Origin of the sequence: Cyanobium sp. ATX 6E8, assembly GCF_024346335.1 — a bacterium.
Taxonomy (GTDB): domain Bacteria; phylum Cyanobacteriota; class Cyanobacteriia; order PCC-6307; family Cyanobiaceae; genus Cyanobium_A.
In genome coordinates this window covers 105,181-129,555 of the sequence record NZ_JAGQCT010000005.1, presented here as the reverse complement: position 1 = coordinate 129,555, position 24,375 = coordinate 105,181, and the positions used below count along the sequence as shown (strand labels likewise).

Genomic DNA, 24,375 nt, shown 5'->3' with positions numbered 1-24,375 from the left:
CCGTGATCACTCCGGAGTCCAGCGAGCTGCAGGAGCTGGTGCGAGCGCTGCACCGGCAGGCCACCCCATGGCAACCCGCCGGACTGGGCAGCCGCCTCAGCTGGGGGCCGCCGGTGGCCGCCGGCAGCACAACCGTGAGCTGCGGCCGGCTGCGCGGCATCGTCGAGCACAGCCCTGGCGATTTCACCGTGACGGCCCAGGCCGGCACACCACTGGTGGAGGTGCAGGCCGAGCTAGCCCACCACAGGCAGTGGCTGGCCCTCGACTGGCCCTGGGGCAGCGGGCCCGCCGGTGACGCCAGCGGCAGCCTCGGCGGCCTGGTGGCGCGAGGCTTGGCCGGTGGCCTGCGTCAGCGTTACCTGGGCGTGCGCGACCAGCTGATTGGCATCGAGGTGATCCGCGCCGACGGCACCCGCGCCCGGGCGGGCGGCAAGGTGGTGAAAAATGTGGCCGGCTACGACCTGATGCGCCTTTTCACCGGCAGCTGGGGCGCGCTGGGCCTGATCACCAGCGTCACCCTGCGCACCCTGCCGCTGCCGCCCCAGCGGCGGGGCCTGTGGCTCAGTGGCCCGCTGGAGGCCCTGGGGCAGCTGAGTGGCTGGCTGCTGAGCTCAAGCCTCAGCCCGGAGCGAATCGACTGGTGGCGCGCCGGCCCCGCCCCTGGGGGCGACACCGGACTGCTGATCAGCCTCGCCAGCATCAACGCCCGCACCCTCGACGAGCAGATCACCTGCATCGCCGCCAAAGCCACCCCCTTTGGCATCGCCGCCCTGCCGATGGAGCCGGCCGACCTCGATGCCCGCGTGGCCGAAAGCCGTGGCCCGGGACCCGAGGCCTGCGACTGGTTACTGCGCCTGGCCGTGCGCCCCAGCCAGGCGCCCGTCCTGCTGGCTGAAGCCGCTCTGACCGGCCTGCCGGTGTGCCTCAGTGCCGGCAGCGGGATCGGCTTCGCCTGGGCAGCGGCAGACCAACTGCCGGCCTACCGAGTGGAGGCGCTGCGGCGGAGCTGCCTGGGCTGGGGCGGCTATCTCACCGTGCTGCGTCAACCGGCTGGGGCCCAGCTCCCAGCCTGGCTGGATGCCCCATCCCGGCCGATGATCGAGGCGATCAAGCGCCAGTTCGACCCGAAGCAGCTACTGGCGCGAGGTCGGCTGCCGGGGGTGCAGCCGCCGCCGCACTGAGGCCGTCCATCCACTCCAGCAGGGCCGCATTCACCAGCCCAGGCACCTCATCGTGGGGGCAGTGGCCCGCGTCCAGCACCACCTCGCTGGTGGCAGCCGGTGCATGGCGTTGGAAGGCGGCGCGGCGGCCTACGGCGTTGATCCAGGGATCGCGGATGCCCCAGAGCAGCAGCAGCGGGCAACCCAGCTGGGCGAACAGCTCATCGAGGGGCTGGCCGCGGGGAATGTCGAACACGGTGCGGAACACGCCAAAGGCGCCCGGATCCAGAGAGGGCCGGCGGATCGCCTCCACCAGCGCGTCATCGACGTTGGTCTTGTCGATGTACACCTGATTGAGGGTGCGGCGGATCGTGGCGGGCCGGCGCAGGTTTTCAAACAGCAGCCGCTGCAGCACCGGGCTCTTCAGCAAGGCGCCCCCGATCGTCTGGCGGGCGATCGCGCCCCAGCCCTTGGGCGGCGCCTGCTCATCGCTGAACGGGCCAGCGGCATTGAGCAGCGCCACCCCAGCGGCCTGACTGCCGAGGGCCACCCCGGCGGCCAACGCCGAGAAGCCGCCGAGCGAATTGCCCACCAGCACCGTGGGCCGGCCGATGCGCTCGCTCACGTAGGCGGCCAGCTGGTCGCGCCACAGGGCGCCGCCATAGGCCAGCGCGGCGGGCTTGGCGCTGCGGCCGAAGCCCAGCAGGTCGATGGCGTGCACCTCGTGGCGCTCGGCCAGCACGGGAATGTTGTAGCGCCAGTGGTCGGTGGAGGCGCCGAAGCCGTGCACCAGCAGGATCGCCGGCCCTTCGGGCTGGGCTGGGGCCGCCGTCACGGCATGCACGGGATGGCCGGCGTAGCTCCAGGGCTGCGGATTCGACACAGAAGCCACCATGCACGGCGCCAGGGTGGTTGATGCTAGGGAGAACCGCGGCGCGCCATTGCCCCTCACCAGCCCCGACTGGAGCCCCTTCCTGCCGGGGATCGCCCTCTGGGCCCTGGCGCTCTATCTGCCGTTGAGCGGTCCCCTCGCACGCCTGGAGGAGGCGCTGGCGGCAGGTCCCCTGCCCGCAGCAGCTCAGCAGGTGGCGCTTGTGGTCAGCAGCCTGCTGCTGGCCCTGGCCATCGGGGTGCTGGCCGACCTCGCCCTGAGCTGGGCCCTCGGCCCCGACTGGGCCAGCAGCCTCGGCCTGATCGCCGCCGGCTGGGGGCTGTTCACAGCACTCGCCAGTCGAGCCAGGGAAGGCGGGGAATGATTGCCGGCGTGCAGGCGCGGTAGGCGACGTACTCGGGGTGCACGGCGGCCAGTGCCCGCTCCTCCCGCCGCGCCTTGCCGCCCAGCACCGCCGCCAGGCCCAGCAGCAAGGCCAGATGCAACAGGCTGCCGAGGGCCAGGGTCACCCCCAGCGAACACAGCAGCACGGCTTGATAGAGGGGATGACGACAGCGGCCGTAGGCACCGCTGCTCACCAAAGGGGCCCCTGGGATCGGATCGGGCAGGGGTGTGAGGCTGGCTCCGAGCCCCCAGAACGCCTGGGCCGCCAACACCAACCCCACCACAAACAGCACGGCTCCGCCGAACGCCAGCGGCAGGGGCCAGGCATAGCCCCAGGCGCCCGGGGCCGGCCAGGGGGGTAGCAGATGCGCGGCGATCAGCACCAACTGAGCCAGCAGCCACCATTCGCCATGGCGGTTGTCGAGCCAGCCGCCCCAGCTCAGCCCCCAGCGCCGCAGCGGGTTGGCGGGGGGCCTCAAGGGCAACTCAGGTGGGGATTTCGGCAAGCGGGTCAAGATCGGGGCCTCCAGCACTGCCACCCAGCACCACTCTGAGCAGGATTGGCGCCAGGAAGGTGGTGCCAATCACCATCAGCAGGATGGCGGCCTCCAGGGGTTTGGTCAGCAAACCGGCCTGGGTGCCGAGCCCCAGGAAAATCAGGCCCACTTCACCGCGGGGCATCATCCCCAGACCCACCACAAGCCGGTTGGTCTTCTCCTTGCTGACGTAGCTCCAACCGGCGGCCACCTTGCCGACGATGGCAACGGTGAGCAGGAACGCCGCCACCACCAGGCCCTCCCGGTTGGCAGGGTCCAGCGGATTGAGCACCGACAGGTCCATCCCCGTACCGATCAGCACGAAGAAGATCGTGGCAAACAGCGCCACCAGCGGTTTGACCGTGTCCTGGATGGCATGGGTGTGCTTGGAGCCACTCAGGATCAATCCGGCCGCAAAGGCCCCCAGGGCCGCCTCCAGGCCAATGGCCTGGGCCACAAAGCAGCACAACGACAGCACCACAAAGGCCGCCACGACCACCTCTCCGGGGGCCTTGAGCTGATCGAGCACCCAGTCGAAAGCAGGCGCGGCGGTGCGGCTCAGGAACAGGGCCGCCGCCACAAACACCCCGGCCGCCGCCACCAACTTGAGAATCGGCCCCAGGCTGAAGCCCTCGCCTCCAGCCAGGCTCACCACCACCGCCAGGATCACGATGCCGAGGATGTCGTCGAGCACGGCGGCACCGATCACGGTCTGGCCTTCGCGGGTGCGCAGAAACTTCAGCTCGCCGAACACACTCGCTGTGATGCCGATGCTGGTGGCGGTCATCGCCGCCCCGGCAAAGATCGACGGAATCAGCGGCACATGGAAGAGGTAATAGAGGCCGCCGGTGCCGAGGGCAAAGGGAAGCACCACGCCGGTCACCGCCACGGTGGTGGCCTGGGCACCCACCGCCACCAGCTCGTCGAGCTCGCTCTCCAGGCCGGTGAGAAACAGCAGGGCAAACAGGCCGATCTGGGAGACCGCCTCCAGGTTGGGGAAGGTTTCGGCGTAGATCGCCTGCACCGTTTCTGGCGAAATATCGGCTAGGGAGCTGAGCAACCCCAGCCCCCAGCTGCTGAGCTGAACCTGGGTGTCGGGCGGCACGATCAGGTGCAGACCGGACACCCCGATCAGGACACCCGCCACCAGCTCACCCAGGATCGTGGGCAGCTGAACCCGCACCATCAGCTCGGCCAGGAAGCGAGCCGCCACAAAGATCACCAGGAATTCCCCAACCGAAATCAGGGTTTCGGCCACCTCCGCCTGATGACTACCGATTTCAAGCAACAGGGCTGGCAACACCATGGAGGCTGAGAGCGCTTGGCAGGGCCGTTGAGGCGCCGACCTTAAAGCGGCCAGGCTCAACGTGTTCGCAAGCAGATCTCTATCCGGGCGGGCGGTTCGGCTGTGGCAGCCATCGCTACGGTCTGAATCCAGGATTCATGCAAACGCCATGGCTGAAGACCTGACCTCGGAGCAGCTGCAACACCTGGATGCCTGGTGGCGAGCCGCCAACTTCCTGGCGGTGGGGATGATCTACCTGCAGGACAACCCGCTGCTGGCCGAACCGCTGCGGCCCGAGCACATCAAGAACCGCCTGCTAGGTCACTGGGGATCCTCCCCGGGTCAGGCGTTCATCTGGGCCCATGCCAACCGGCTGATCCGCGAGCGCGATCTCGACATGATCTACCTGTCTGGCCCAGGCCACGGGGCCCCGGGCGTGCTGGCACCGACCTACCTGGACGGCTCCTACAGCGAGATTTATCCCAACAAATCCCAGGATGCCGCCGGGATGGGGCGGTTCCTCAAGCAGTTCTCCTTCCCTGGCCAAATCGGCAGCCATTGCACCCCGGAAACACCCGGCTCGATCCATGAGGGCGGCGAGCTCGGCTATGTGCTCTCCCACGCCTGTGGGGCCGTGTTCGACAACCCCTCACTGATTGCCCTGGCCTGCGTCGGCGATGGCGAGGCGGAAACCGGTCCGCTGGCCACCAGCTGGCACATCAACAAGTTTCTCAACCCGATGAGCGACGGGGCGGTGCTGCCGGTGCTGCATCTCAATGGCTACAAAATCGCCAACCCCACCCTGCTGGCGCGCATCCCCAAAGAGGAGCTCGCCAGCCTGATGCGGGGCTACGGCTGGGAGCCGTTGTTTGTGGAAGGCAGCGAGCCGATGGCCATGCACGCTGCCATGGCCGCCGCGATGGACGGCGCCGCGGACCGCATCGTCGCCATCCAGGCGGAGGCACGCCGCAGCAGTGATCCCACCCGCGTCAGCCGCCCCGTCTGGCCGATGATTGTGCTGCGCTCGCCCAAGGGCTGGACCGGCCCTGCGGCCCTGGGCGACAAGAAGCTCGAGAACTTCTGGCGCGCCCACCAGGTGCCCCTGCCCAACCCCAAGGGCGATCCTGAGCAGCTGCACATGCTGGAAGCCTGGCTTAAGAGCTACCGCCCCTGGGAGCTCTTTGACGACCAGGGGCGGCTGCGGCCGGAGCTTCAGGCCCTCTCCCCCACGGGCCGCCGCCGCATGGGCTCCAACCCCCATGCCAATGGCGGGCTGCTGCGCCGCAAGCTGCGCCTGCCGGCGATCGAGCGCTACGCCGTCGCCCTCAATGCTCCAGGTCAGGTGGAGCATGAGAACACTGCCCCACTGGGGGAGCTGCTGCGCGATGCCATTGAGCTCAACCCTGATTCAGTGCGGGTGTTCGGGCCGGATGAAACCGCCTCCAATCGCCTGCAGGCGATCTACGAGCGCAGCAAAAAAGTGTGGATGGAAGAGCTGCTGCCTGAAGACGCCGGCGTCAATGGCGCGGGCGGCAGTGAGCTGAGCCGCAGCGGTCGGGTGGTGGAGATGCTCTCCGAGCACACCCTGGTGGGAATGATGGAGGGGTACGTCCTCACCGGTAGGCACGGCTTTTTCCACACCTACGAGGCCTTCGCCCATGTGATCGCCTCGATGTTCAACCAGCACGCCAAGTGGCTGGAGAGCTGCATCCATCACGCCCCCTGGCGGGCCCCGATCTCCGCCTGGAACTGCCTGATCAGCTCCACCGTGTGGCGCCAGGACCACAACGGCTTCACCCACCAGGACCCGGGCTTCATCGACCTGGCTGGCAACAAGAGCGGAGAGGTGGTGCGCGTCTACCTACCCGCCGATGCCAACTGCCTGCTGGCGGTGGCCGAAGAAGCGCTGCTGGAAACCAACGTGTGCAACATCATCGTTTCCGACAAGCAGAGCCACCTCCAGTACCTCAACCTCGCCCAGGCGCGCGCCCATGTGGCCAAGGGCATCGGCCTGTGGAGCTGGGCCAGCAACGACGACTGCGGCACCGAACCGGATGAGCCCGATCTGGTGATGGCCTGCGCCGGGGACGTCCCCACCAAGGAAACGCTGGCGGCCGTGGAGATCCTGCGCCGCGAAATCCCCTCGCTCAAGATCCGCGTGCTCAACGTGGTGAAGCTGTTTTCCCTCACCACCCCCAACGAACACCCCCACGGGCTGAGCGACCGCGACTTCGACAGCCTGTTCACCACCGATCGGCCGGTGATCTTCAATTTCCACGGTTACCCGTGGCTGATTCACCGGCTCACCTACCACCGCACCAACCACCCCAACTTCCACGTGCGCGGCTACAAGGAGAAAGGCAACATCAACACCCCGCTTGAGCTGGCGATGAACAACCAGATCGACCGCTTCAACCTGGTGATCGATGTGATCGACCGGGTGCCACGATTGGGATCGCGAGCCGCCCACGTCAAGGAGCGGATGAAGGAGGCGATCCTGGCCAACCGTGCCTACGCCCACCTGCACGGCATGGATGCCGACGACGTGACGAACTGGCGGTGGTCTGCAGGCCGTGCCCCGGCCCATGACGGAGGATTGCTCGTATGAGCGACCTTCAACCCAGCAACCTGCACCTGCCCACCCCAGGCTGCTACGCGGACTCCGATCGCAGCGGGCTCGGCGCTGACGACGTGTTCGACGGCATGACCGAGCACCTCTTCTACACGCTCGGCAAACTCGCCCCCACGGCCAGCCTCCACGACCTCTACATGGCCCTCAGCTACGCCGTGCGCGATCGGCTGATGACCCGTTACCTGGCCGGCATTGAAGCCCTGAGCGCCACACCCACGCGGGTGGTGGCCTACCTCTCGGCCGAATTCCTGATCGGGCCGCAACTGGGCAACAACCTGCTGATGCTGGGCATCCAGCAGGAGGCGGCGGAGGCGCTGCGCCGCTTCGGCATCAACGACATCAACGAGATCCTCGACGTGGAGGAGGAGCCGGGCCTGGGCAACGGCGGACTGGGGCGGCTGGCGGCCTGTTTCCTCGAATCGCTGGCCTCGCTGGAGATCCCCGCCACCGGCTACGGCATCCGCTACGAGTTCGGCATCTTCGACCAGCTGATCCGCGACGGCTGGCAGGTGGAAATCACCGACAAGTGGCTCAAGAGCGGCTGGCCCTGGGAGCTGCCCCACCCCGACCAGGCCTGCTTCGTGGGCTTCGGTGGCCGCACCGAGAGCTACCGCGATGAGCACGGCACCTACCGGGTGCGCTGGATTCCTGAGGAGCACGCCATCGGCATCCCCCACGACGTGCCGGTGCTGGGCTACCGGGTCAACACCTGCGACCGGCTGCGCCTCTGGCGCGCGGACGCCACCGAATCCTTCGACTTCTACGCCTTCAACATCGGCGATTACTACGGCGCCGTGGAGGAAAAAGTGGGTTCGGAGACCCTCTCCAAGGTGCTCTATCCCAACGACGGCACCGACGAGGGCCGCCGCCTGCGCCTCAAGCAGCAGCACTTCTTCGTGAGCTGCTCCCTGCAGGACATGATCCGCAATCTTGATGCCCGCGGCATCCCGATCACCGAATTCCCCGACCACTGGGCCGTGCAGCTCAACGACACCCACCCGGCGATCGCCGTGGCGGAGCTGATGCGCCTGCTGCTCGACGACAAACACCTCGACTGGGAGGTTGCCTGGAGCATCACCAGCCGTTCGGTGGCCTACACCAACCACACCCTGTTGCCCGAGGCCCTGGAGAAGTGGGGGCTGGGGCTGTTCGGCTCCCTGCTGCCGCGGCACTTGGAGCTGATCTACGAGATCAACCGCCGCTTCCTGCAGCAGGTGCGTCTCAAGTACCCGGGCAACGAGCAGATCCTGCGCAAGGTGTCGATCATCGACGAGGAGGGCGGCAAGGCGGTGCGCATGGCCCACTTGGCCACCGTGGCGTCGCACCACGTCAATGGTGTGGCGGCCCTGCACAGCGAACTGGTCAAAACCGAGCTGTTCCCTGAGTTCGCCGCCCTGTGGCCGGAGAAGTTCACCAACGTCACCAACGGCGTGACCCCCCGGCGCTGGGTGGCCCTGGCCAATCCCCAGCTCTCAGCCCTGCTGAACGAATCGATCGGCGAGGGCTGGGTCAATCACCTCGATGAACTGTGCAAGCTGGAGCAGTTTGTGGACGACAGCAGCTTCCTGGAGCGCTGGCAGGCCACCAAGCTGGCCGTGAAGGGCCAGCTGAGCCATTACATCCACCGCCACACCGGCGTGCTAGTGGATCCGGCGTCGCTGTTTGACGTGCAGGTGAAGCGCATCCACGAATACAAGCGCCAGCACCTCAACGCCCTGCAGGTGATCGCCCAATACCTGCGGATCAAGAACGGCCAGGCCGACGGCATGGCACCCCGCACCGTCATCTTCGGCGGCAAGGCAGCGCCCGGCTATTACATGGCCAAGCTGATCATTCGCTTCATCAACGGCATCGCCGAAACGATCAACGCCGATCCCGACATGGAGGGCCGCCTGCGGGTGATCTTCCTGGCCGACTACAACGTCAAGCTGGGCGAGCGGGTCTACCCCGCCTCCGATCTCTCCGAGCAGATCTCCACCGCCGGCAAGGAAGCCTCCGGCACCGGCAACATGAAGTTCGCCATGAATGGCGCCCTCACCATCGGCACCCTGGATGGCGCCAATGTGGAGATCCGCGAGCAGGTGGGCGCCGACAACTTCTTCCTGTTCGGCAAAACCGCAGAGGAGATCTCCAGCCTGCACAACAGTGGCTACCGCCCCTGGGAGCTGATCGGCAGCATGCCGGAGCTCGCTGAGATCCTGCGGCTGGTGGAGCAGGGCCACTTCAGCAATGGCGACGGCGACCTGTTCCGGCCCCTGCTGCAGAACCTCACCGGCCGGGATCCCTTCTTCGTGCTGGCCGATTTCAACGCCTATCTGCAGGCCCAGGCCGACGTGGATCGTGCCTGGGCCGACCGAGGCCGCTGGAACCGGATGTCGCTGCTCAATTCAGCCCGCAGCGGCTTCTTCTCCTCCGACCGCTCGATCCGCGACTACGCCGAACGGATCTGGCGGGCCGAGAGCTTCCCTGTGACCATCACCTGTGAGATGGACGAACCCGAAGGCCTAACCCGGTAGGTCCGGGGTTTGGTGCAGCAGGCGATTGAGCCGCAGGCGGTCGGCATTGAGGGGGTCGGGGGCCAGCTCGCCGGCCACCTCTCGGAACTTCTGCTCCACCTCCTCGGGCACGCGCACATCGAAGATGCGCTCCATCAGCGCCTCAATCGAGAACAGGTGGGCGTTGATGTTCTCCAGATCGGCCATGGCCTGCTGGAACGCATCGGGCTCGCCAGCCTGATCTCCGGCCTGATCGGCCCCAGCTCCGGCTGCCTGGGCGGCAGGAGCGGACTGGGCGGCGGACTCGGCCGCCTCCTGTTGCTTCTGCAGTTCCTCCATCACCCGTCCAGCCAGGGTGCGAAACGACTGCAGCGCAGCCCAATTCAGCTCCTGCTGCTGGCGCAGGGTGGGGTTTTCACGGATCAATCGGTCGTGTTCCCGATAGAAACGCTGGCAATCAGGGCATTGGCAGGGCTCTTCGGGCACCGCACTCCCTTGGGTTGTCAAATTCCATCATGACACTCACGCCGCCAGGGGGCCTGGGTCGCGTTGGTCGTCGCCCAATTCGTCGATCTCGCCGCTGGCGGCCGGCAGGGGGATCTCGATCGAGGTGACCACATGGATCACATCGCGCAGGCGCATGGAATCGGCAAACCAGCCCATGGCCTGCTCGGTGTCGCCGCGACGCTCGGCGTCGGTGGCCTGCTCTTCATGGGCTTCCGCCAGCAGGGCCAGCCAGCAGAGGCAGCGGGCCTGCACCACCGAAAGGTCGAGCTCATCGGGCTGGCTGTCAGCGATGCGCTCGCTCTCCTGCTGCACCAGCAGCCGCAGACGCAGATCGTGAAGCTGGGTCATCGCGGTCAGACGACTGGAACCACGCTAGCCCCGGTGGCCGAAATGGGTAGACCACCACCCGTAGCGCTCACTACCAGCAACGCAGAAAGCGCAGCGGCTGGGACCAGAAGCGGGGCTGGCGGGACTCGAACCCACGACCTACGGTTTAGGAAACCGTCGCTCTATCCGGCTGAGCTACAGCCCCCCGCGACCATCCCGCAAGACGTCCGCAGGGGCATTATGGGATGTGAAAGCAGGCGAGGTGATCGCGATCAGGGCTGGGGTCCTTCTGCGGAGGAGCCCCAGCGCCTGGTTGAGGAAAGTCCGGGCTCCCCAATGGCCAGGCTTGCTGGGTAACGCCCAGTGCGGGTGACCGTGAGGACAGTGCCACAGAAACACACCGCCGATGGCAGGGGGCTCGCCCCCTGATCAGGCAAGGGTGCAAGGGTGCGGTAAGAGCGCACCAGCAGCATCGAGAGGTGCTGGCTCGGTAAACCCCGGCTGGGAGCAAGGCCAAGGGACAACGGTTGGCCATGACACCCGTCCCGCTTCAAGTGCGCCGCTCGAGGCCGCCGGTAACGGCGGTCCCAGACAGATGATCACCCCCCGCCCCTGGCCTCCGGGCTTGCGGCGGGAGAACAGAACCCGGCTTACGTCCTGCTTTCACCCTTTGCTCCAGCCCGCGATCCCCTCCAGCCATGGGACCCGAACGCCACCAGCAGTTGGTTGCCTTCCTGCGGTCCTTAGACCTGGAACCCGGCAACCGCAATCTTGCTCCCATTGAGGAGGCCCTCACCCACACGTCCGCGGGCCGGGCCGTCAACCACGAGCGGCTGGAGTTTCTGGGCGACGCCGTGCTGCGGCTGGCGGCCTCCGAATTCCTACAGCAGCACTATCCGAGCTTGAGTGTGGGGCGCTGCTCAGCCCTACGGGCCCAGCTGGTGAGCGACCGCTGGCTGGCCGAACTGGGCGAGCGCTGCGGCATCGAAGCCATGCTGCACCTGGGTCCGATGGCCAGCGGCGACCGGGCCGGACAGGCCACCGTGCGGGCGGAATGCTGCGAAGCCCTGCTGGGCGGCCTCTATGAGGCCTGGGGTGCCGGCCAGGGCGGCCTGGAGCCAGTGCACCGCTGGCTCACCCCCCACTGGCAGCGCAGCAGCGCCGAACTGCTGGCCGATCCAGACCGCCACAACTGGAAGTCAGCCCTGCAGGAATGGACCCAGGCCGCTGGGCTGGGCCTGCCCCACTACAGCTGCGAGGAATGCAGCCAGATCCACGCCGACCCATGCCGCTTTCGCTGCACGGTGACGGTTTGCGGCCCTGGAGTCGCGGTGAACGGGGATCACGAAGGCTGGGGCCGCTCGCGGCGTAGCGCCGAACAGGAAGCGGCTCGCGCCGCCCTGGCGGTGCTCAAGCCTGCTCGAGAATCTTGAGCGGCATGGTGACCAGCTTGTCCCAGTTGCCCCCCTCAAACAGCACGGCAGCCTGCTGGCCGCTGATGCGCTGCACGAAGCCCCGATAGCCGTTGTAAATCGAGCGGCCGTCGCGCACCACCACGGTGGAGCCCGGCAGGATCGGCAACAGGTCGGCCATGGTTCAGGCGAGGCGTGGGGTCATTATCGGGGGAGAAGGACCGGTGAGGGAATCAGACGGGCATGGCTGATCTGAGCGACACCGATCGTCCCGGCGACTCCCCCCAAGACGAGCTCATGGTGGTGGGCAAGATCGTGGCCGCCCAGGGACTAATGGGGGAACTGCGGATCCTGCCCCTCAGCGATTTCCCCGAACGCTTCACCCGGGCCGGACAACGCTGGCTGCAGCGGCGCGACGAGGATCCGCGGCTGGTAGAGCTGCGGGGCGGGCGCCAGCTGCCGGGCAAGGGGCTGTTTGTGGTGCGGCTGGCTGATGTCGAAAGCCGCGAGGCGGCCGAAGCCCTGGTGGGCGAGCAGTTGTTGGTGCGCGCCAACGACCGGCCCAAGCTGGCCCGAGGAGAATTCCACCTGCTCGATCTGGTGGGCACCGAAGTGCGGCTGCTGGAGACCGGTCAGGTGATTGGCCGGGTCTGCGACCTGATCCACGCCGGCAATGACCTGCTGGAGGTGGAGCAGGCCAGCCCGAGTGGTCCGCGGCGTTTGCTGATCCCCTTCGTGAAGGCGATTGTGCCCGAAGTGCACCTGAGCGAAGGCTGGGTTGGCATTACCCCGCCACCGGGGCTGCTGGAGCTGGGGATGGCCCAGGAGAAAAGCCGAGAAGAGCCGGCCTGAACCCTCTTCCCCCTTCCTCCTGAATTCTGTACAGGCTGTACAGAATTCAGGAGGCCTTGCGCAACACCTCTGCAGGCGAAGCGCCGCCTGGGCTGCTGAAATAGCCGTAGGCCTGGCTTCCACCCCCGCGCGATGACAAGTCTTGTACCGGTGATCCTGTGCGGCGGCACCGGCACGCGGCTGTGGCCGCTCTCGCGGGCCAGCTATCCCAAGCAGTACTGGCCCCTGGCCGGCAGCGGCGAAGACACCCTGCTGCAGCAAACCCAGCAGCGTCTGGAGGGTCTGCCAGGGCTGGCGCCACCACTGCTGATCTGCAACGAGGACCACCGCTTCATCGTGGCCGAGCAGATGCGCCAGATCGGCGTGGAGCCCGCCGGCATTCTGCTGGAGCGGATCGGCCGCAACACCGCTCCGGCCGTGGCGGTGGCGGCCCTACAGGCCACGGCCCAGGGCGACGATCCGCTGCTGCTGGTGCTGGCGGCCGACCATGTGATCCGGGATGCGGCCGCCTTCCGCGCGGCGGTTGTCGCCGGTGCGGCAGCCGCCGAGGCGGGACAACTGGTGACCTTTGGGATCGTGCCCACCGCCCCGGAGACGGGCTACGGCTACATCGAAGCTGCCCACGCGTTGACGGATGCCAGCGCGCCGGTGCCGATCGCCCGCTTTGTGGAGAAGCCGGATCGGGCCACCGCCGAGGCGTTTCTGGCCACGGGCCGCTTCACCTGGAACAGCGGCATGTTCCTGTTCAAGGCCAGCGCCATCCTGGCGGAGCTGGAGCGGCTGGCCCCTGAGGTGGTGAATGCCTGCCGCGCCGCGCTGGAGCAGGACAGCGCCGATCTCGATTTCCTGCGGCTGGAGCGGGAAGCCTTTGCCGGCTGCCCGAACGTGGCCCTCGACGTGGCCGTGATGGAGCGCACCGACCGCGGCGCTGTGCTGCCGCTGGAGGCGGGCTGGAGCGATGTGGGCAGCTGGAGCGCCCTGTGGGCAACGGCCGCGGAGCGCGACGCGCAAGGCAACGTGCTGCGGGGCCGGGTGATCCACGAAGACGCCCGCAATTGCTACCTGCGCAGCGAGCACCGGCTGGTGGTGGGCCTCGGGGTGGAAGACCTGGTGGTGGTGGAAACGGATGATGTGGTGCTGGTGGCCCACCGCGACCGGGCCCAGGACATCAAAAGCATCGTGGGGCTGCTGGAGCGGGAGGGCGCGCCGGAAAGCAAGGCCCACCGCAAGATCTACCGGCCATGGGGGTCGTACGACGGGATCACCGAAGGTGAGCGCTGGCAGGTGAAAACGATCGTGGTTAATCCGGGGGCGAGCCTGTCGCTGCAGATGCACCACCACCGCGCCGAGCACTGGATCGTGGTGAAGGGAACGGCGGTCGTGGAGAAGGACGGCCGCCAGGAGCTGGTGGGCGAAAACCAGAGCACCTACATCCCCCTGGGCTGCCGCCACCGCCTCTCCAACCCCGGCAAGATCCCGGTGGAACTGATCGAGGTGCAGAGCGGCCCCTACCTGGGCGAAGACGACATCGTGCGCTTTGAAGACCGCTATGGCCGCAGCGACACCGTCGCCGCTACTCAACCGTGACGCTCTTGGCCAGGTTGCGGGGCTGATCCACATCCAGACCCCGGTGGGCGGCGATGTGATAGCTGAGCAACTGCATCGGAATCACCGTCAGAAGCGGGCTGAGCAGCTCATCGACCACCGGCACCGGCAGCAGCACATTAAATAGCTCGGCATCGGGGCAATCGGGGGCCACGCCAATCAACTGGGCATCGCGGGCCTTGGCCTCCTGGGCGTTGCTGAGCACCTTCTCGAACACCAGCCCGGGCACCGCGATCGACACCACCGGCACCTTCGCGTCGAGCAGGGCGATCGGGCCATGCTTCATCTCGCCGGCCGGATAGCCCTCGGCGTGGATGTAGCTGATCTCCTTGAGCTTCAGCGCACCCTCCAGGGCGATCGGGTAGTTGATCCCCCGCCCCAGGAAGATCACATCCTGGGTGCCCTCAAAGCGGTGGGCCAGGGCGGCGCAGCGCTGGTCGTGATCGGCCACCAAGGCTTCGAGCTGCTGGGGTAGCTGCCGCAACGCCGCCGCCAGGGCCTTGAGCTCCTCGCGGCTGCGGCCCGACGTGCCACCCCCCTGGCGCTGGCCCACCCGCCGCTCGGCAAAGGCCAGGGCCAGGCCGTAGAAGGCCAGCAGCTGTCCCAGAAAGGTCTTGGTGGCCGCCACGCCCACCTCAATGCCGGCGCCGATGTCGAGGATGTGGTCCACCATCCGCGCCAAGGAGCTTTCCGGCCGGTTGGTGATTCCCAGCAACCGCGGCGCAAAAGCCCGATCGGCCACCAGCTGGCGCCGCTCCTGCTCCATCGCCAGAGCCGCCAACGTGTCGGCCGTTTCGCCGGATTGGGTGACGCCGATCGTGAGGGTGTGGGGCGTCAGCGGCGGCGGCGCATAGCGGAATTCACTGGCGTAGAAGACGCTGGTGGGAATGCCGGCCAGCTGCTCGAGCAGGTAGGCCCCCACCTGGGCGGCATGGCGACTGGTGCCGCAGGCCAGGATCTGGATCCGCTCCACCCCCTCCAACACCTCCGCCGCCAGCGGCAGCGCCACCAGGGGTGTTGCTTGCCCGGCCACAGCCTCCGGCAGGTGGCGGGCCACCCACAGGGCCGCGGTTTCGGGCTGCTCGTGGATCTCTTTGAGCATGAAGTGGCGGAAGCTGCGCTTGTCCGCCACGTGTTCGGTGCCGCTCAGCAGGCTGGGGCTGCGCTGCACCCGCTCCCCGTCGGCGTCGTAAAGCTCGATGCCCAAGGGGGTGAGCAGGGCCACCTCGCCGTCCTCCATCGGCAGGATCGTGCGGGTGAAGCCCGCCAGCGCCGGGGTGTCGCTGGCGCAGAGAAATTCGCCTTCCCCCAGGCCGATCAACAACGGCGCCGCCTTGCGGGCCACCACCAGGGCCCCGGGGGCCTCAGCCCACACCACCGCCAGGGCGTAGGCGCCGTGCAGCAGGGGCAGCACCTCCTGCACCGCCTGCAGCAGCAGGCTGCCGCTGGCCACCCGGGCACGCCCGCCTTGCACGCCCGCCTGCAGCCGCGCCAACTGACGGGACAGCAGGTGCGGGATCACCTCGGTGTCCGTCTCGGAGCGGAACACCACCCCTTCCGCCTGCAGCTGCTCGCGGAGGGTGCGGTAGTTCTCAATGATGCCGTTCTGCACCACCGCCAGCTGGCCGCTGCCATCGAGATGGGGATGGGCGTTGCGCTCCTCCGGCTTGCCGTGGGTGGCCCAGCGGGTGTGGCCGATGCCGCAGTGCCCGGGGGCGCCCTGGGCCTCGAATCGCGCCGTCAGGTTCACAAGTTTGCCCTCGGCCTTGAGGCAGTGCAGCCGGCCCGGCCCCGCATCCGCCTGGGCATCCACCGTGGCGATCCCGGCCGAGTCGTAGCCCCGGTATTCCAGCTGGCGCAGACCCTCCAGCAGCTGGGGAGCCGCCTCCCGCGATCCGATCAGGGCAACGATGCCGCACATAGGGCTGGGCCAGCGAGGGGCGCAAGAGGGGGCGCAACAAAAAAGCCCGGCGAGGGGCCGGGCTTGAGCTTATTGGCAGTGGCGCCGAGGGACAGGACTCAGTACGAGAGGCCCATCGAGCGGCTGGTTTCGTCGCCCAGGTACACCCGGATGCTGAGGAAGTCGGTGGGACAGGCGGTTTCGCAGCGCTTGCAACCCACGCAGTCTTCGGTGCGGGGCGACGAAGCGATCTGACCGGCCTTGCAACCGTCCCAGGGCACCATCTCGAGCACGTCGAGCGGGCAGGCACGCACGCACTGGGTGCAGCCGATGCAGGTGTCGTAGATCTTGACGGCGTGGGACATTGGGCCTCGATGGGGAGGTGGCCGATAACAAACGGCGTGAGGCCAACGTACCCAAAGCTTTCGAGCCCGCAGCAGAGCCCGCGACAGCCCGTCACCCTTGTTCATACGCCGCGGAGCGACCCGCAGGGCGACCCGTAGAGTGCGTCGACTCTCACAGCGGCCATGTCCCAGGAAGCGATCTTCGAGAAAGTGCGCTCGATCGTTGCCGAGCAGCTCAGCGTGGATGCCGGTGACGTCAAGCCCGAATCCAACTTCCAAAACGATCTCGGCGCTGACTCCCTCGACACCGTCGAGCTGGTGATGGCCCTCGAAGAGGCCTTCGACATCGAAATCCCAGACGAAGCCGCCGAAGGCATCACCACCGTGGGTGACGCCGTCAAGTTCATCCAGGACAAGCAGGCCTGAGCCACTCCATGGTGCAGGGTCTCCAGCGCGTCGTCGTCACCGGTCTCGGCGCGATCACACCGATCGGCAACGACGTTCCCAGTTACTGGGAGGGGTTGCGGGCGGCGCGCAATGGCGTAGCGGGGATCACCCTGTTTGACGCCAGTCGCCATGCCTGCCGGTTTGCGGCCGAGGTGAAAAACTTCGACCCCTCCGGCTGGCTGGAACCCAAGGAATCCAAGCGCTGGGATCGCTTCTGCCAGTTCGGGGTGGTGGCGGCCAAGCAGGCCGTCGCCCATGCGGGCCTCACCATCGACGCCTCCAACCAACATCGGGTTGGCACGGCCATCGGCTCCGGCGTCGGCGGACTGCTGATGATGGAAACCCAGGCCCAGGTGCTCAACGATCGCGGTCCGGATCGGGTCAGCCCGTTCTGCGTGCCGATGATGATTCCGAACATGGCCACAGGTCTGACGGCCATCGCCCTGGGGGCGAAAGGCCCGAGCACCGCCGTGGCCACCGCCTGCGCCGCCGGCTCCAATGCCATCGGCGATGCCTACCGCCTGATCCAGCTGGGCCTGGCCGACGTGATGATTGCCGGCGGGGCTGAGTCGGCCATCACTCCCTTGGGTGTGGCTGGATTTGCCAGCGCCAAGGCCCTGTCGTTCCGCAACGACGACCCCGCCACAGCCAGCCGCCCCTTTGATGCCGAGCGCAACGGTTTCGTGATCGGCGAAGGAGCCGGGGTGCTGGTGCTCGAGAGCCTCGAACACGCCCAGGCCCGCGGCGCCACGATCCTGGCCGAAGTGGTGGGCTACGGCATGACCTGCGACGCCCACCACATCACGTCACCCTCCCCTGGCGGCGTTGGTGGTGCCGAGGCGATGCGCCTGGCCCTGCGGGATGCCCAACTGGAGCCCGAAGCGGTCGACTACGTCAACGCCCATGGCACCAGCACCCAGGCCAACGACAGCAACGAGACCTCGGCCATCAAGAGCGCCCTCGGCGCGCACGCCTATCAGATTCCGGTGAGCTCCACCAAGTCGATGACCGGCCACCTCCTCGGAGGCAGCGGTGGCATCGAAGCGGTGGCGGCTGTGCTGGCGATGGAGCACAACCTGGTGCCGCCTACCATCAATTACCAAAATCCGGATCCAGCCTGTGATCTGGATGTGGTTCCCAACCAGGCCCGGGAACACACCCTCAACGTGGTGCTCTCCAATTCCTTCGGGTTTGGCGGTCACAACGTCTGCCTGGCGTTCCGCCGCATGGCGTGACCCTCCTCCCTCCCTAAACCCTCAAAGCCATGGTCGTCGCACCCTCCACGTCCGTCGAGTCGCTCTGCGTCAACAGCATCCGCTTCCTGGCGATCGACGCGATCAACAAGTCGAACTCCGGCCACCCTGGCCTGCCGATGGGCTGCGCACCCATGGCCTTCGCGCTGTGGGACAAGGTGCTCAAGCACAACCCCAAGAACCCCAAGTGGTTCAACCGCGACCGCTTCGTGCTGTCGGCCGGCCATGGCTGCATGCTGCTGTACGCGCTGCTGCACCTCGCCGGCTACGACTCGGTGACCCTGGACGACATCAAGCAGTTCCGCCAGTGGGGCAGCCGCACCCCTGGGCACCCCGAAACCTTCGAGACAGCCGGCGTTGAGGTCACCACCGGCCCCCTCGGCCAGGGCATCTCCAATGCCGTGGGTCTGGCGATCGCCGAAGCCCACCTGGCCGCCAAGTTCAACAAACCCGGCTGCGAACTCGTCGATCACTACACCTACGTGATCATGGGTGACGGCTGCCATCAGGAGGGCGTGAGCGGTGAGGCTGCTTCCCTGGCCGGCCACCTGGGCCTGGGCAAGCTGATCGCCCTCTACGACGACAACCACATCACCATCGATGGCAACACCGCGGTGTCGTTCACCGAGGATGTGCTGAAGCGCTACGAGGCCTACGGCTGGCACGTCCAGCACGTGGCGGATGGCAACACCGACGTGGCCGGCATCGCCCGGGCGATCGAGGCCGCCAAGGCCGTGACCGACAAGCCCAGCCTGATCAAGGTGACCACCACCATCGGCTATGGCTCCCCCAACAAGGCCAACACCGCCGGGGTGCACGGTGCCGCCCTCGGCGCCGATGAAGCCGAACTCACCCGCAAGGCCCTCGACTGGAGCTACGGCGCATTTGAGGTGCCGCAAGACGCTTACGACCACTGGCGCCAGGCCATCAGCCGCGGTGAAGCCCTCGAAGCCGCCTGGAACGCCACCCTGGCCTCCTACCGCAGCCAATACCCCGCCGAAGCGGCTGAATTTGAGCGCCAGCTGCGCGGTGAACTGCCCCAGGGCTGGGATGCTTCCCTGCCCAGCTTCAGCCCCGAGGACAAGGGCCTCGCCACCCGCCAGCACTCCTACAACGCGCTGAACGCCTTCGGCCCCAACCTGCCCGAGCTGATCGGCGGCTCCGCCGATCTCACCCACTCCAACCTCACCGACATCAAGGGCGAGGCCAGCTTCCAGAAAGGTGGTGAGGCCAACCGCTACCTGCACTTCGGTGTGCGCGAGCACGCCATGGCGGCGATCATGAACGGCATCGCTTACCACGGCAGCGGCCTGATCCCCTACGGCGGCACCTTCCTGGTGTTCGCTGGCTACATGATCGGTGCCATGCGCCTCTCGGCCCTGAGCGAGCTGGGTGTGATCTATGTGCTGACGCACGACTCGATCGGCCTGGGCGAAGACGGCCCCACCCACCAGCCGGTGGAAACCCTCGCCAACCTGCGCGCCATCCCCAATCTTCTGGTGATGCGCCCCGGCGACGGCAACGAAACCATGGGCGCCTACCAGGTGGCCGTGACCAACCGCAAGCGCCCCACGGTGCTGGCCCTCAGCCGCCAGGCGATGGCCAACCAACCCGGTTCGGCAGCAGCCCATGTGGCCAAGGGCGGCTACATCCTGGAAGACAGCAACGGCAGCCCCGATCTGATCCTGATCGGCACCGGCACTGAGCTGGAGCTCTGCACCAAGGCCGCCGCCCAGCTGCGCGCCGAAGGCAAGAACGTCCGCGTGGTGTCGATGCCCTGCGTCGACCTGTTTGAAGAGCAGGACGCCGCCTACCGCGAGAGCGTGCTGCCCGCCGCCTGCCGCAAGCGCCTGGTGGTGGAAGCCTCCAGCTCCTTCGGCTGGCACAAGTACGTGGGCTTCGACGGTGACACCGTCTCGATCGACCGCTTTGGCGCCTCCGCCCCCGGCCCGGTGTGCCTGGAGAAGTTCGGCTTCACCGTCGACAACGTGGTGGCCAAGGCCAAGGCCCTGGGCTGATCCGCCAGGCTGGCCTGCTCCTGCTGCGCATCCGTTTCAAGCCCCGCCGCAAGGTGGGGCTTTTTTTGGCCTCTCTCGGGAGAAGCCAGTGTCAATGGGAATGGACCCTAAGCTGAACCCATGGGACTGATCCGCGGCACCGTTTCCATCAGCAACCCCACCAAGCCGGAGCTGGCTGCCCTCGAAGTTTCAGCGCTGGCAGACAGTGGAGCGGTGCATCTATGCATCCCCGAACATCTAGCGCTCCAGCTCAGCCTGGGCGAGTTGGAGCGCCGCGAGGTGGTGTTGGCCGACGGCCATCGCCGCACGGTGCCCTATGTGGGTCCGGTAGAGGTGCGCTTCCGCAACCGCCGTTGTTTCACCGGTGCCATGGTGCTAGGCAATGAAGTGCTGTTGGGCGCCATCCCCATGGAGGACATGGACCTAGTACTGCGGCCCCAGCTGCAGAGCCTGGATGTGAACCCTGAAAGCCCCAATATCCCGCTAAGCCTGGCGAAGTAAGGCCAGGCTGCATGACTGTGCCGAAGCGGATCAAACCGGCGCTGGCTCACCTGTTGGCTGCGCGGCTTTGGCTTTCTGCTCCGCCAGCACCTGCTCCAGCCCTTCCAGATCCGCGTCGGTGATCTTGGTCTGCATCGGGCAGTGCTTGGGGCCGCACATCGAGCAGAACTCGGCCTGTTTGTAGATGTCGGCCGGCAGGGTTTCGTCGTGATACTCACGGGCCCGCTCGGGATCCAGCGAGAGATCGAACTGCTTGTTCCAGTCGAAGGCGTAGCGAGCGCGGCTGAGTTCGTCGTCGCGGTCGCGGGCCCCCGGGCGGTGGCGGGCGATGTCGGCGGCGTGGGCGGCGATCTTGTAGGCGATCAGGCCCTCGCGCACGTCTTCGGCGTTGGGCAGGCCGAGGTGCTCCTTCGGGGTCACATAGCAGAGCATCGCCGTGCCATACCAGCCGGCCATCGCGGCGCCGATGGCGCTGGTGATGTGGTCGTAGCCGGGGGCGATGTCGGTCACCAGCGGGCCCAGCACATAGAAGGGCGCCTCGCTGCACTCCTCCATCTGCTTTTTGACGTTGAACTCAATCTGATCCATCGGCACGTGGCCCGGACCCTCCACCATCACCTGGATGTCGTGCTCCCAGGCGCGGCGGGTGAGCTGGCCCAGGGTTTTCAGCTCCGCCAGCTGGGCGGCGTCGGAGGCGTCGTGCTGGCAACCCGGCCGCAGCGAATCGCCCAGGGAGAAGCTGCAGTCGTAGCGCTTGAAGATTTCGATGATGTCATCGAAATGGGTGAACAGGGGGTTCTGTTTGTGGTGATACAGCATCCACTGGGCCAGGATCCCGCCGCCACGGCTGACGATGCCGGTGAGGCGACCCTTCACCAAGGGCAGGTGCTCAATCAGCAGGCCGGCATGGATCGTTTGGTAGTCAACGCCCTGCTGGCAGTGCTTCTCGATGATGTGCAGGAAATCGTCGGCGTCGAGCTTCTCGATTGAGCCGTGCACGCTCTCGAGGGCCTGATATACGGGCACCGTGCCGATGGGCACTGGCGAGGCGTTGATGATTGCCGTGCGCACCTCATCGAGGTTGACGCCGCCGGTGGAGAGATCCATCACCGTGTCGGCGCCGTATTTCACCGCCAGGCGCAGTTTGGCCACCTCCTCCTCAAGATCGGACGCGTTGGGGGAAGCGCCGATGTTGGCGTTCACCTTGCAGCGGCTGGCGATGCCGATCGCCATCGGCTCCAGGTTGGTGTGGTTGATGTTGGCCGGGATGATCATCCGGCCCCGCGCCACCTCCTCCATCACCAGCGATTCGGGCAGGTTCTCCCGCTTGGCCACATAGGCCATCTCTTCCGTCACTACGCCCTGGCGGGCGTAATGCATCTGGGAATAGTTCGCGGTGCCGCGACGCTTCTCAATCCAGGCGCTGCGCATGATGGGCGGTGGCGAAGAACAGGTGACCGCAAAAGAGCGGTGAGGGGGGTCCTGTGCCGATGCCGAGTTCGTTTCCACTTCCCTGCGCCGGCATGACCCGGATCAGGTTCGGAGGGTGTGATCTCAGCCCGAAGCTGCGCGGCTGATTGGGCCGGCAGCGGGGCACCCCTAGTGACAGGTAAAACCTAGCAAGCCCGCAAAAGGCTGGGGTCTCTAAAGGAGACGCGGGTCAGGGTCGTCGGGATTCAGAGCTGTCCGGATTTTGTACAGCTTGTACAGAATCTGGACACACCCGAAACAGCCTCACCGACTAAGGCCTTAGCCCTGCAACCCGTTGAGCGCCGCGGCCACCACCCGGTGGTCGGAATCGCCCTGAAGCTGTTGCAGCAGGGCGCGGGCTTCGGCATCTCCGTGGTCGCGCACCAGGCGGCCGAGGATCTCGGCCCCGCCCACCCGCACGGTGCCATCGGCGTCGGTGATGGCCATCGCCGCCAGCTCCAGCAGCCAGGCTGGATCAATGGCTGGCTGCTCGGCCAGGGCCGAGAGGATGCTGCAGCGCACCAGCCACTGCTGATCGGCGGCAAACACATCCCGCAGCAGGGGCCAGGAACGCTCCAGCGAATGGCTCACCAAAGAATTGGCGGCTTCGGCGCGCACGTTGGCGTCCTCGTCGTGCTGCATGGCGTTCACCAGCGCCTGCCAGCCCACCTCGCTCTGCTTCACGCCCAGGCCGGCGCAGCTCAGCGAGCGCACCATGAACATGCCCTGCTCCAGGCCCAGCAGCAGCAGGGGCACGGCTTGCTCAACCGGCACCTCCCGCAGGCCCACCAGGGCCGGCATGGCCCGGCTGGGATCGCCGGACACGATGGCGTCCCGCAGGGCGGACAGATCGGGGGATGGAAGGGTCATACCTCTCCATCGTGGCGCAGGGCCGCCAACAACTCCCGCCGCCGCCGCCGCTGGCCCAGGGCACTGGTCACGAGCAGGCCCGTGCCAATCAGCAGCGCCGGCAAGGCTGGCAAGCGATCAACGCCGCGGCGCTGCAGCAGCACCAACAAAGCCAACAGGATCAACAGGGGCGAGGAGAGGGCCAGCAACCCCCGCAACCAGGGCCGGCGCCTCATGGCCGCCGCTCCATCCAGCGCAGCAGGCTCCAGGTGAGCACCCGGATGCCCACCGGCATCGACGCCTCATCCGGGGCAAAGGTGCTGCTGTGCAAGGGCGTGCACCCATCAGGCCCCGCCACCCCGAGCCGAAACATCGTGCCGCGGGTGCCCTCGAGCAGCTGGGCAAAATCCTCAGCGCCGAGGGAGGGCTGCTCCAGCCATTGCACCTGGGGCCGGCCCAGCAGCTCCACCGCCGCATCAGCCACCAGTTCGGTGAGGGCCGGATCGTTGTGCACCGGCGGCGAGATCACCCGATAACGCACCCGCGCTTCGCCGCCGTGGCCCCGGCAGAGGGCGTGCACGGTGTCTTCAATCCAACCCGGCAGCTGGGCGTGCACGTCGGTGTCGAGGCAGCGCACGGTGCCCAGCAGGCGCACATGGTCGGCGATCACATTGAAGGCCTTGCCGCCCTCGATGCGGCCGAAGCTCACCACCACCGGGTGCAGGGCATCGAGGCGGCGGCTGATCGCCTCCTGCAGGCCGCTCACCACCCGCGCCGCGATCCAGATGGCATCGGTGCTCTGGTGGGGCCGGGCGCCGTGGCCGCCCTCGCCCAGCACCTCCACCTCCAGCTCCCCCGCCGCCGCCGTCAGGCTGCCGCTGCGCACCCCGATCGTGCCCGCCGGCAGGCTGGGAAACACGTGCACGCCAAACAAAGCGTCCACGCCCTCCATGGCGCCGTCGGCCTTCATCCAGGCTGCCCCCTGGGCCGTTTCCTCGGCGGGTTGAAACAGCAGCCGCACCCGGGCCGTGAGCCGCTCGGGATGGCGCTCGGCCAGCCCTCCAAGCAAGCAGGCCACCCCCAGCCCTACGGCGGTGTGCAGGTCGTGGCCGCAGGCATGCATCAGCCCCTGCTGGGTGGAGGCGTAGTCGAGGCCGGTGCGCTCCTCCACCGGCAGGGCATCCATGTCCACCCGCAGGGCCACCAGGGGCGCGGGCCGGCCATCGGCCAGCTGTCTGGGCCCCAGCTCGGCCACCACCCCGGTGCGTCCAACGCCCTCGCGCACCTGCCAGCCCCAGCGGCGCAGTTCACCGGCCACCAAGGCGGCGGTCTGCTGCTCGTGGCCGCTGAGCTCGGGATGGCGGTGAATGTGGCGCCGCAGCTGGATCAGCTCCGGCAACACCCCAGCCAGAGCTTCCTCGAGCCCAAGCGCTTGCCAAGTCAGGGTGCAGGGTGGAGCCGTCATTCAGGAGGCAGTCATCGAGCAGGCCGTCATTCAGGAGGCCG

Annotated in this window: 23 protein-coding genes, 1 tRNA gene, 1 other RNA gene and 1 riboswitch; of the genes, 12 read left to right on the top strand and 13 right to left on the bottom strand. The window is 67.3% G+C overall.

All coding sequences use genetic code 11. From position 1 onward, the window contains the following. Positions 1-2 precede the first annotated feature (2 nt). Complete coding sequence (locus KBY70_RS06520) at positions 3-1,181, top strand: FAD-binding oxidoreductase (RefSeq protein WP_254987870.1); 1,179 nt, start codon at positions 3-5, stop codon at positions 1,179-1,181. Here KBY70_RS06520 and KBY70_RS06515 read toward each other — a convergent pair. After that, positions 1,108-2,055 (bottom strand): alpha/beta fold hydrolase, encoded by a 948-nt coding sequence (locus tag KBY70_RS06515; RefSeq protein ID WP_254987869.1) that lies wholly within the window; start codon positions 2,053-2,055, stop codon positions 1,108-1,110. The two genes, KBY70_RS06520 and KBY70_RS06515, sit on opposite strands and share 74 nt — an antisense overlap. Before the next feature lie 13 nt (positions 2,056-2,068). Here KBY70_RS06515 and KBY70_RS06510 point away from each other — a divergent pair, with 13 nt between their 5' ends. Next, positions 2,069-2,416, top strand: coding sequence for a hypothetical protein (locus KBY70_RS06510; RefSeq protein ID WP_409996028.1), 348 nt, complete (start codon positions 2,069-2,071; stop codon positions 2,414-2,416). On the opposite strand, the gene KBY70_RS06505 is transcribed toward KBY70_RS06510, so the two are convergent. Beyond that, complete coding sequence (locus KBY70_RS06505) at positions 2,376-2,915, bottom strand: methyltransferase family protein (RefSeq protein ID WP_254987868.1); 540 nt, start codon at positions 2,913-2,915, stop codon at positions 2,376-2,378. The genes KBY70_RS06510 and KBY70_RS06505 overlap by 41 nt on opposite strands. A gap of 7 nt (positions 2,916-2,922) precedes the next feature. Beyond that, positions 2,923-4,278 carry a cation:proton antiporter gene (locus KBY70_RS06500; RefSeq protein WP_254987867.1) on the bottom strand — a complete coding sequence of 452 codons (1,356 nt, stop codon included), beginning with the start codon at positions 4,276-4,278 and terminating at the stop codon, positions 2,923-2,925. Positions 4,279-4,426: 148 nt separating this feature from the next. Between KBY70_RS06500 and KBY70_RS06495 the strand changes: the two genes are divergently transcribed. Both KBY70_RS06495 and KBY70_RS06490 read left to right on the top strand, forming a co-directional pair. Next, positions 4,427-6,865, top strand: a complete 2,439-nt coding sequence (locus tag KBY70_RS06495) for a phosphoketolase (RefSeq protein ID WP_254987866.1) — start codon at positions 4,427-4,429, stop codon at positions 6,863-6,865. Further along, positions 6,862-9,405: a glycogen/starch/alpha-glucan phosphorylase gene (locus tag KBY70_RS06490; RefSeq protein ID WP_254987865.1), complete on the top strand. Its 2,544-nt coding sequence runs from the start codon at positions 6,862-6,864 to the stop codon at positions 9,403-9,405. The genes KBY70_RS06495 and KBY70_RS06490 overlap by 4 nt, the downstream gene beginning before the upstream one ends. On the opposite strand, the gene KBY70_RS06485 is transcribed toward KBY70_RS06490, so the two are convergent. From KBY70_RS06485 to KBY70_RS06475, 3 genes are all read right to left on the bottom strand, one after another. Further along, a complete protein-coding gene (locus KBY70_RS06485) occupies positions 9,394-9,870 on the bottom strand; it encodes a hypothetical protein (protein ID WP_094559063.1) in 477 nt (158 codons plus the stop codon). The two genes, KBY70_RS06490 and KBY70_RS06485, sit on opposite strands and share 12 nt — an antisense overlap. A gap of 36 nt (positions 9,871-9,906) precedes the next feature. Then, a complete protein-coding gene (locus tag KBY70_RS06480; protein WP_094559062.1) occupies positions 9,907-10,239 on the bottom strand; it encodes a hypothetical protein in 333 nt (110 codons plus the stop codon). A 110-nt stretch (positions 10,240-10,349) separates the two neighbouring features. Continuing rightward, positions 10,350-10,423 (bottom strand) — tRNA-Arg (locus KBY70_RS06475). A 44-nt stretch (positions 10,424-10,467) separates the two neighbouring features. Between KBY70_RS06475 and rnpB the strand changes: the two genes are divergently transcribed. Then, positions 10,468-10,887, top strand: an RNA gene (gene rnpB, locus KBY70_RS06470) — RNase P RNA component class A. 29 nt (positions 10,888-10,916) lie between these two features. Next, on the top strand, positions 10,917-11,651 hold the full coding sequence (locus KBY70_RS06465) for a ribonuclease III family protein (RefSeq protein WP_094559061.1): 735 nt from the start codon (positions 10,917-10,919) through the stop codon (positions 11,649-11,651). Here KBY70_RS06465 and KBY70_RS06460 read toward each other — a convergent pair. Then, entirely contained in the window at positions 11,629-11,811 is a 183-nt protein-coding gene (locus KBY70_RS06460; RefSeq protein ID WP_094559060.1) for an NAD(P)H dehydrogenase subunit NdhS, read from the bottom strand. The two genes, KBY70_RS06465 and KBY70_RS06460, sit on opposite strands and share 23 nt — an antisense overlap. A 62-nt stretch (positions 11,812-11,873) precedes the next feature. Between KBY70_RS06460 and rimM the strand changes: the two genes are divergently transcribed. Further along, the gene (rimM, locus tag KBY70_RS06455) at positions 11,874-12,482 is read left to right on the top strand and encodes a ribosome maturation factor RimM (RefSeq protein ID WP_254987864.1); all 609 of its coding nucleotides are present in this window, start codon (positions 11,874-11,876) and stop codon (positions 12,480-12,482) included. 132 nt (positions 12,483-12,614) lie between these two features. Beyond that, positions 12,615-14,069: a mannose-1-phosphate guanylyltransferase/mannose-6-phosphate isomerase gene (locus KBY70_RS06450; protein ID WP_254987863.1), complete on the top strand. Its 1,455-nt coding sequence runs from the start codon at positions 12,615-12,617 to the stop codon at positions 14,067-14,069. On the opposite strand, the gene glmS is transcribed toward KBY70_RS06450, so the two are convergent. After that, positions 14,056-16,008 carry a glutamine--fructose-6-phosphate transaminase (isomerizing) gene (glmS, locus tag KBY70_RS06445; protein ID WP_254987862.1) on the bottom strand — a complete coding sequence of 651 codons (1,953 nt, stop codon included), beginning with the start codon at positions 16,006-16,008 and terminating at the stop codon, positions 14,056-14,058. The two genes, KBY70_RS06450 and glmS, sit on opposite strands and share 14 nt — an antisense overlap. A 98-nt stretch (positions 16,009-16,106) precedes the next feature. After that, positions 16,107-16,352: a photosystem I iron-sulfur center protein PsaC gene (gene psaC / locus KBY70_RS06440; protein ID WP_006042515.1), complete on the bottom strand. Its 246-nt coding sequence runs from the start codon at positions 16,350-16,352 to the stop codon at positions 16,107-16,109. A gap of 162 nt (positions 16,353-16,514) precedes the next feature. Between psaC and acpP the strand changes: the two genes are divergently transcribed. The 4 genes from acpP (at position 16,515) to KBY70_RS06420 (ending at position 20,550) form a co-directional block, all read left to right on the top strand. Then, complete coding sequence (acpP, locus tag KBY70_RS06435; protein ID WP_094559056.1) at positions 16,515-16,757, top strand: acyl carrier protein; 243 nt, start codon at positions 16,515-16,517, stop codon at positions 16,755-16,757. 8 nt (positions 16,758-16,765) lie between these two features. Continuing rightward, entirely contained in the window at positions 16,766-18,013 is a 1,248-nt protein-coding gene (gene fabF / locus KBY70_RS06430; protein WP_254987861.1) for a beta-ketoacyl-ACP synthase II, read from the top strand. Positions 18,014-18,042: 29 nt separating this feature from the next. Then, complete coding sequence (gene tkt, locus KBY70_RS06425) at positions 18,043-20,049, top strand: transketolase (protein ID WP_254987860.1); 2,007 nt, start codon at positions 18,043-18,045, stop codon at positions 20,047-20,049. A gap of 120 nt (positions 20,050-20,169) precedes the next feature. Continuing rightward, positions 20,170-20,550 carry a clan AA aspartic protease gene (locus KBY70_RS06420; protein ID WP_254987859.1) on the top strand — a complete coding sequence of 127 codons (381 nt, stop codon included), beginning with the start codon at positions 20,170-20,172 and terminating at the stop codon, positions 20,548-20,550. Between the two features lie 30 nt (positions 20,551-20,580). On the opposite strand, the gene thiC is transcribed toward KBY70_RS06420, so the two are convergent. From thiC to KBY70_RS06400, 4 genes are all read right to left on the bottom strand, one after another. Further along, on the bottom strand, positions 20,581-21,981 hold the full coding sequence (gene thiC / locus KBY70_RS06415; RefSeq protein ID WP_254987858.1) for a phosphomethylpyrimidine synthase ThiC: 1,401 nt from the start codon (positions 21,979-21,981) through the stop codon (positions 20,581-20,583). Between the two features lie 62 nt (positions 21,982-22,043). After that, a riboswitch (TPP riboswitch) is annotated at positions 22,044-22,161 on the bottom strand. A 138-nt stretch (positions 22,162-22,299) separates the two neighbouring features. Then, positions 22,300-22,890 carry a HEAT repeat domain-containing protein gene (locus KBY70_RS06410; protein WP_254987857.1) on the bottom strand — a complete coding sequence of 197 codons (591 nt, stop codon included), beginning with the start codon at positions 22,888-22,890 and terminating at the stop codon, positions 22,300-22,302. Then, entirely contained in the window at positions 22,887-23,105 is a 219-nt protein-coding gene (locus KBY70_RS06405; protein ID WP_254987855.1) for a DUF3188 domain-containing protein, read from the bottom strand. Before KBY70_RS06405 ends, KBY70_RS06410 begins: the two co-directional genes overlap by 4 nt. Further along, entirely contained in the window at positions 23,102-24,334 is a 1,233-nt protein-coding gene (locus KBY70_RS06400; protein WP_254987854.1) for an amidohydrolase, read from the bottom strand. The genes KBY70_RS06405 and KBY70_RS06400 overlap by 4 nt, the downstream gene beginning before the upstream one ends. Positions 24,335-24,375 lie beyond the last annotated feature (41 nt).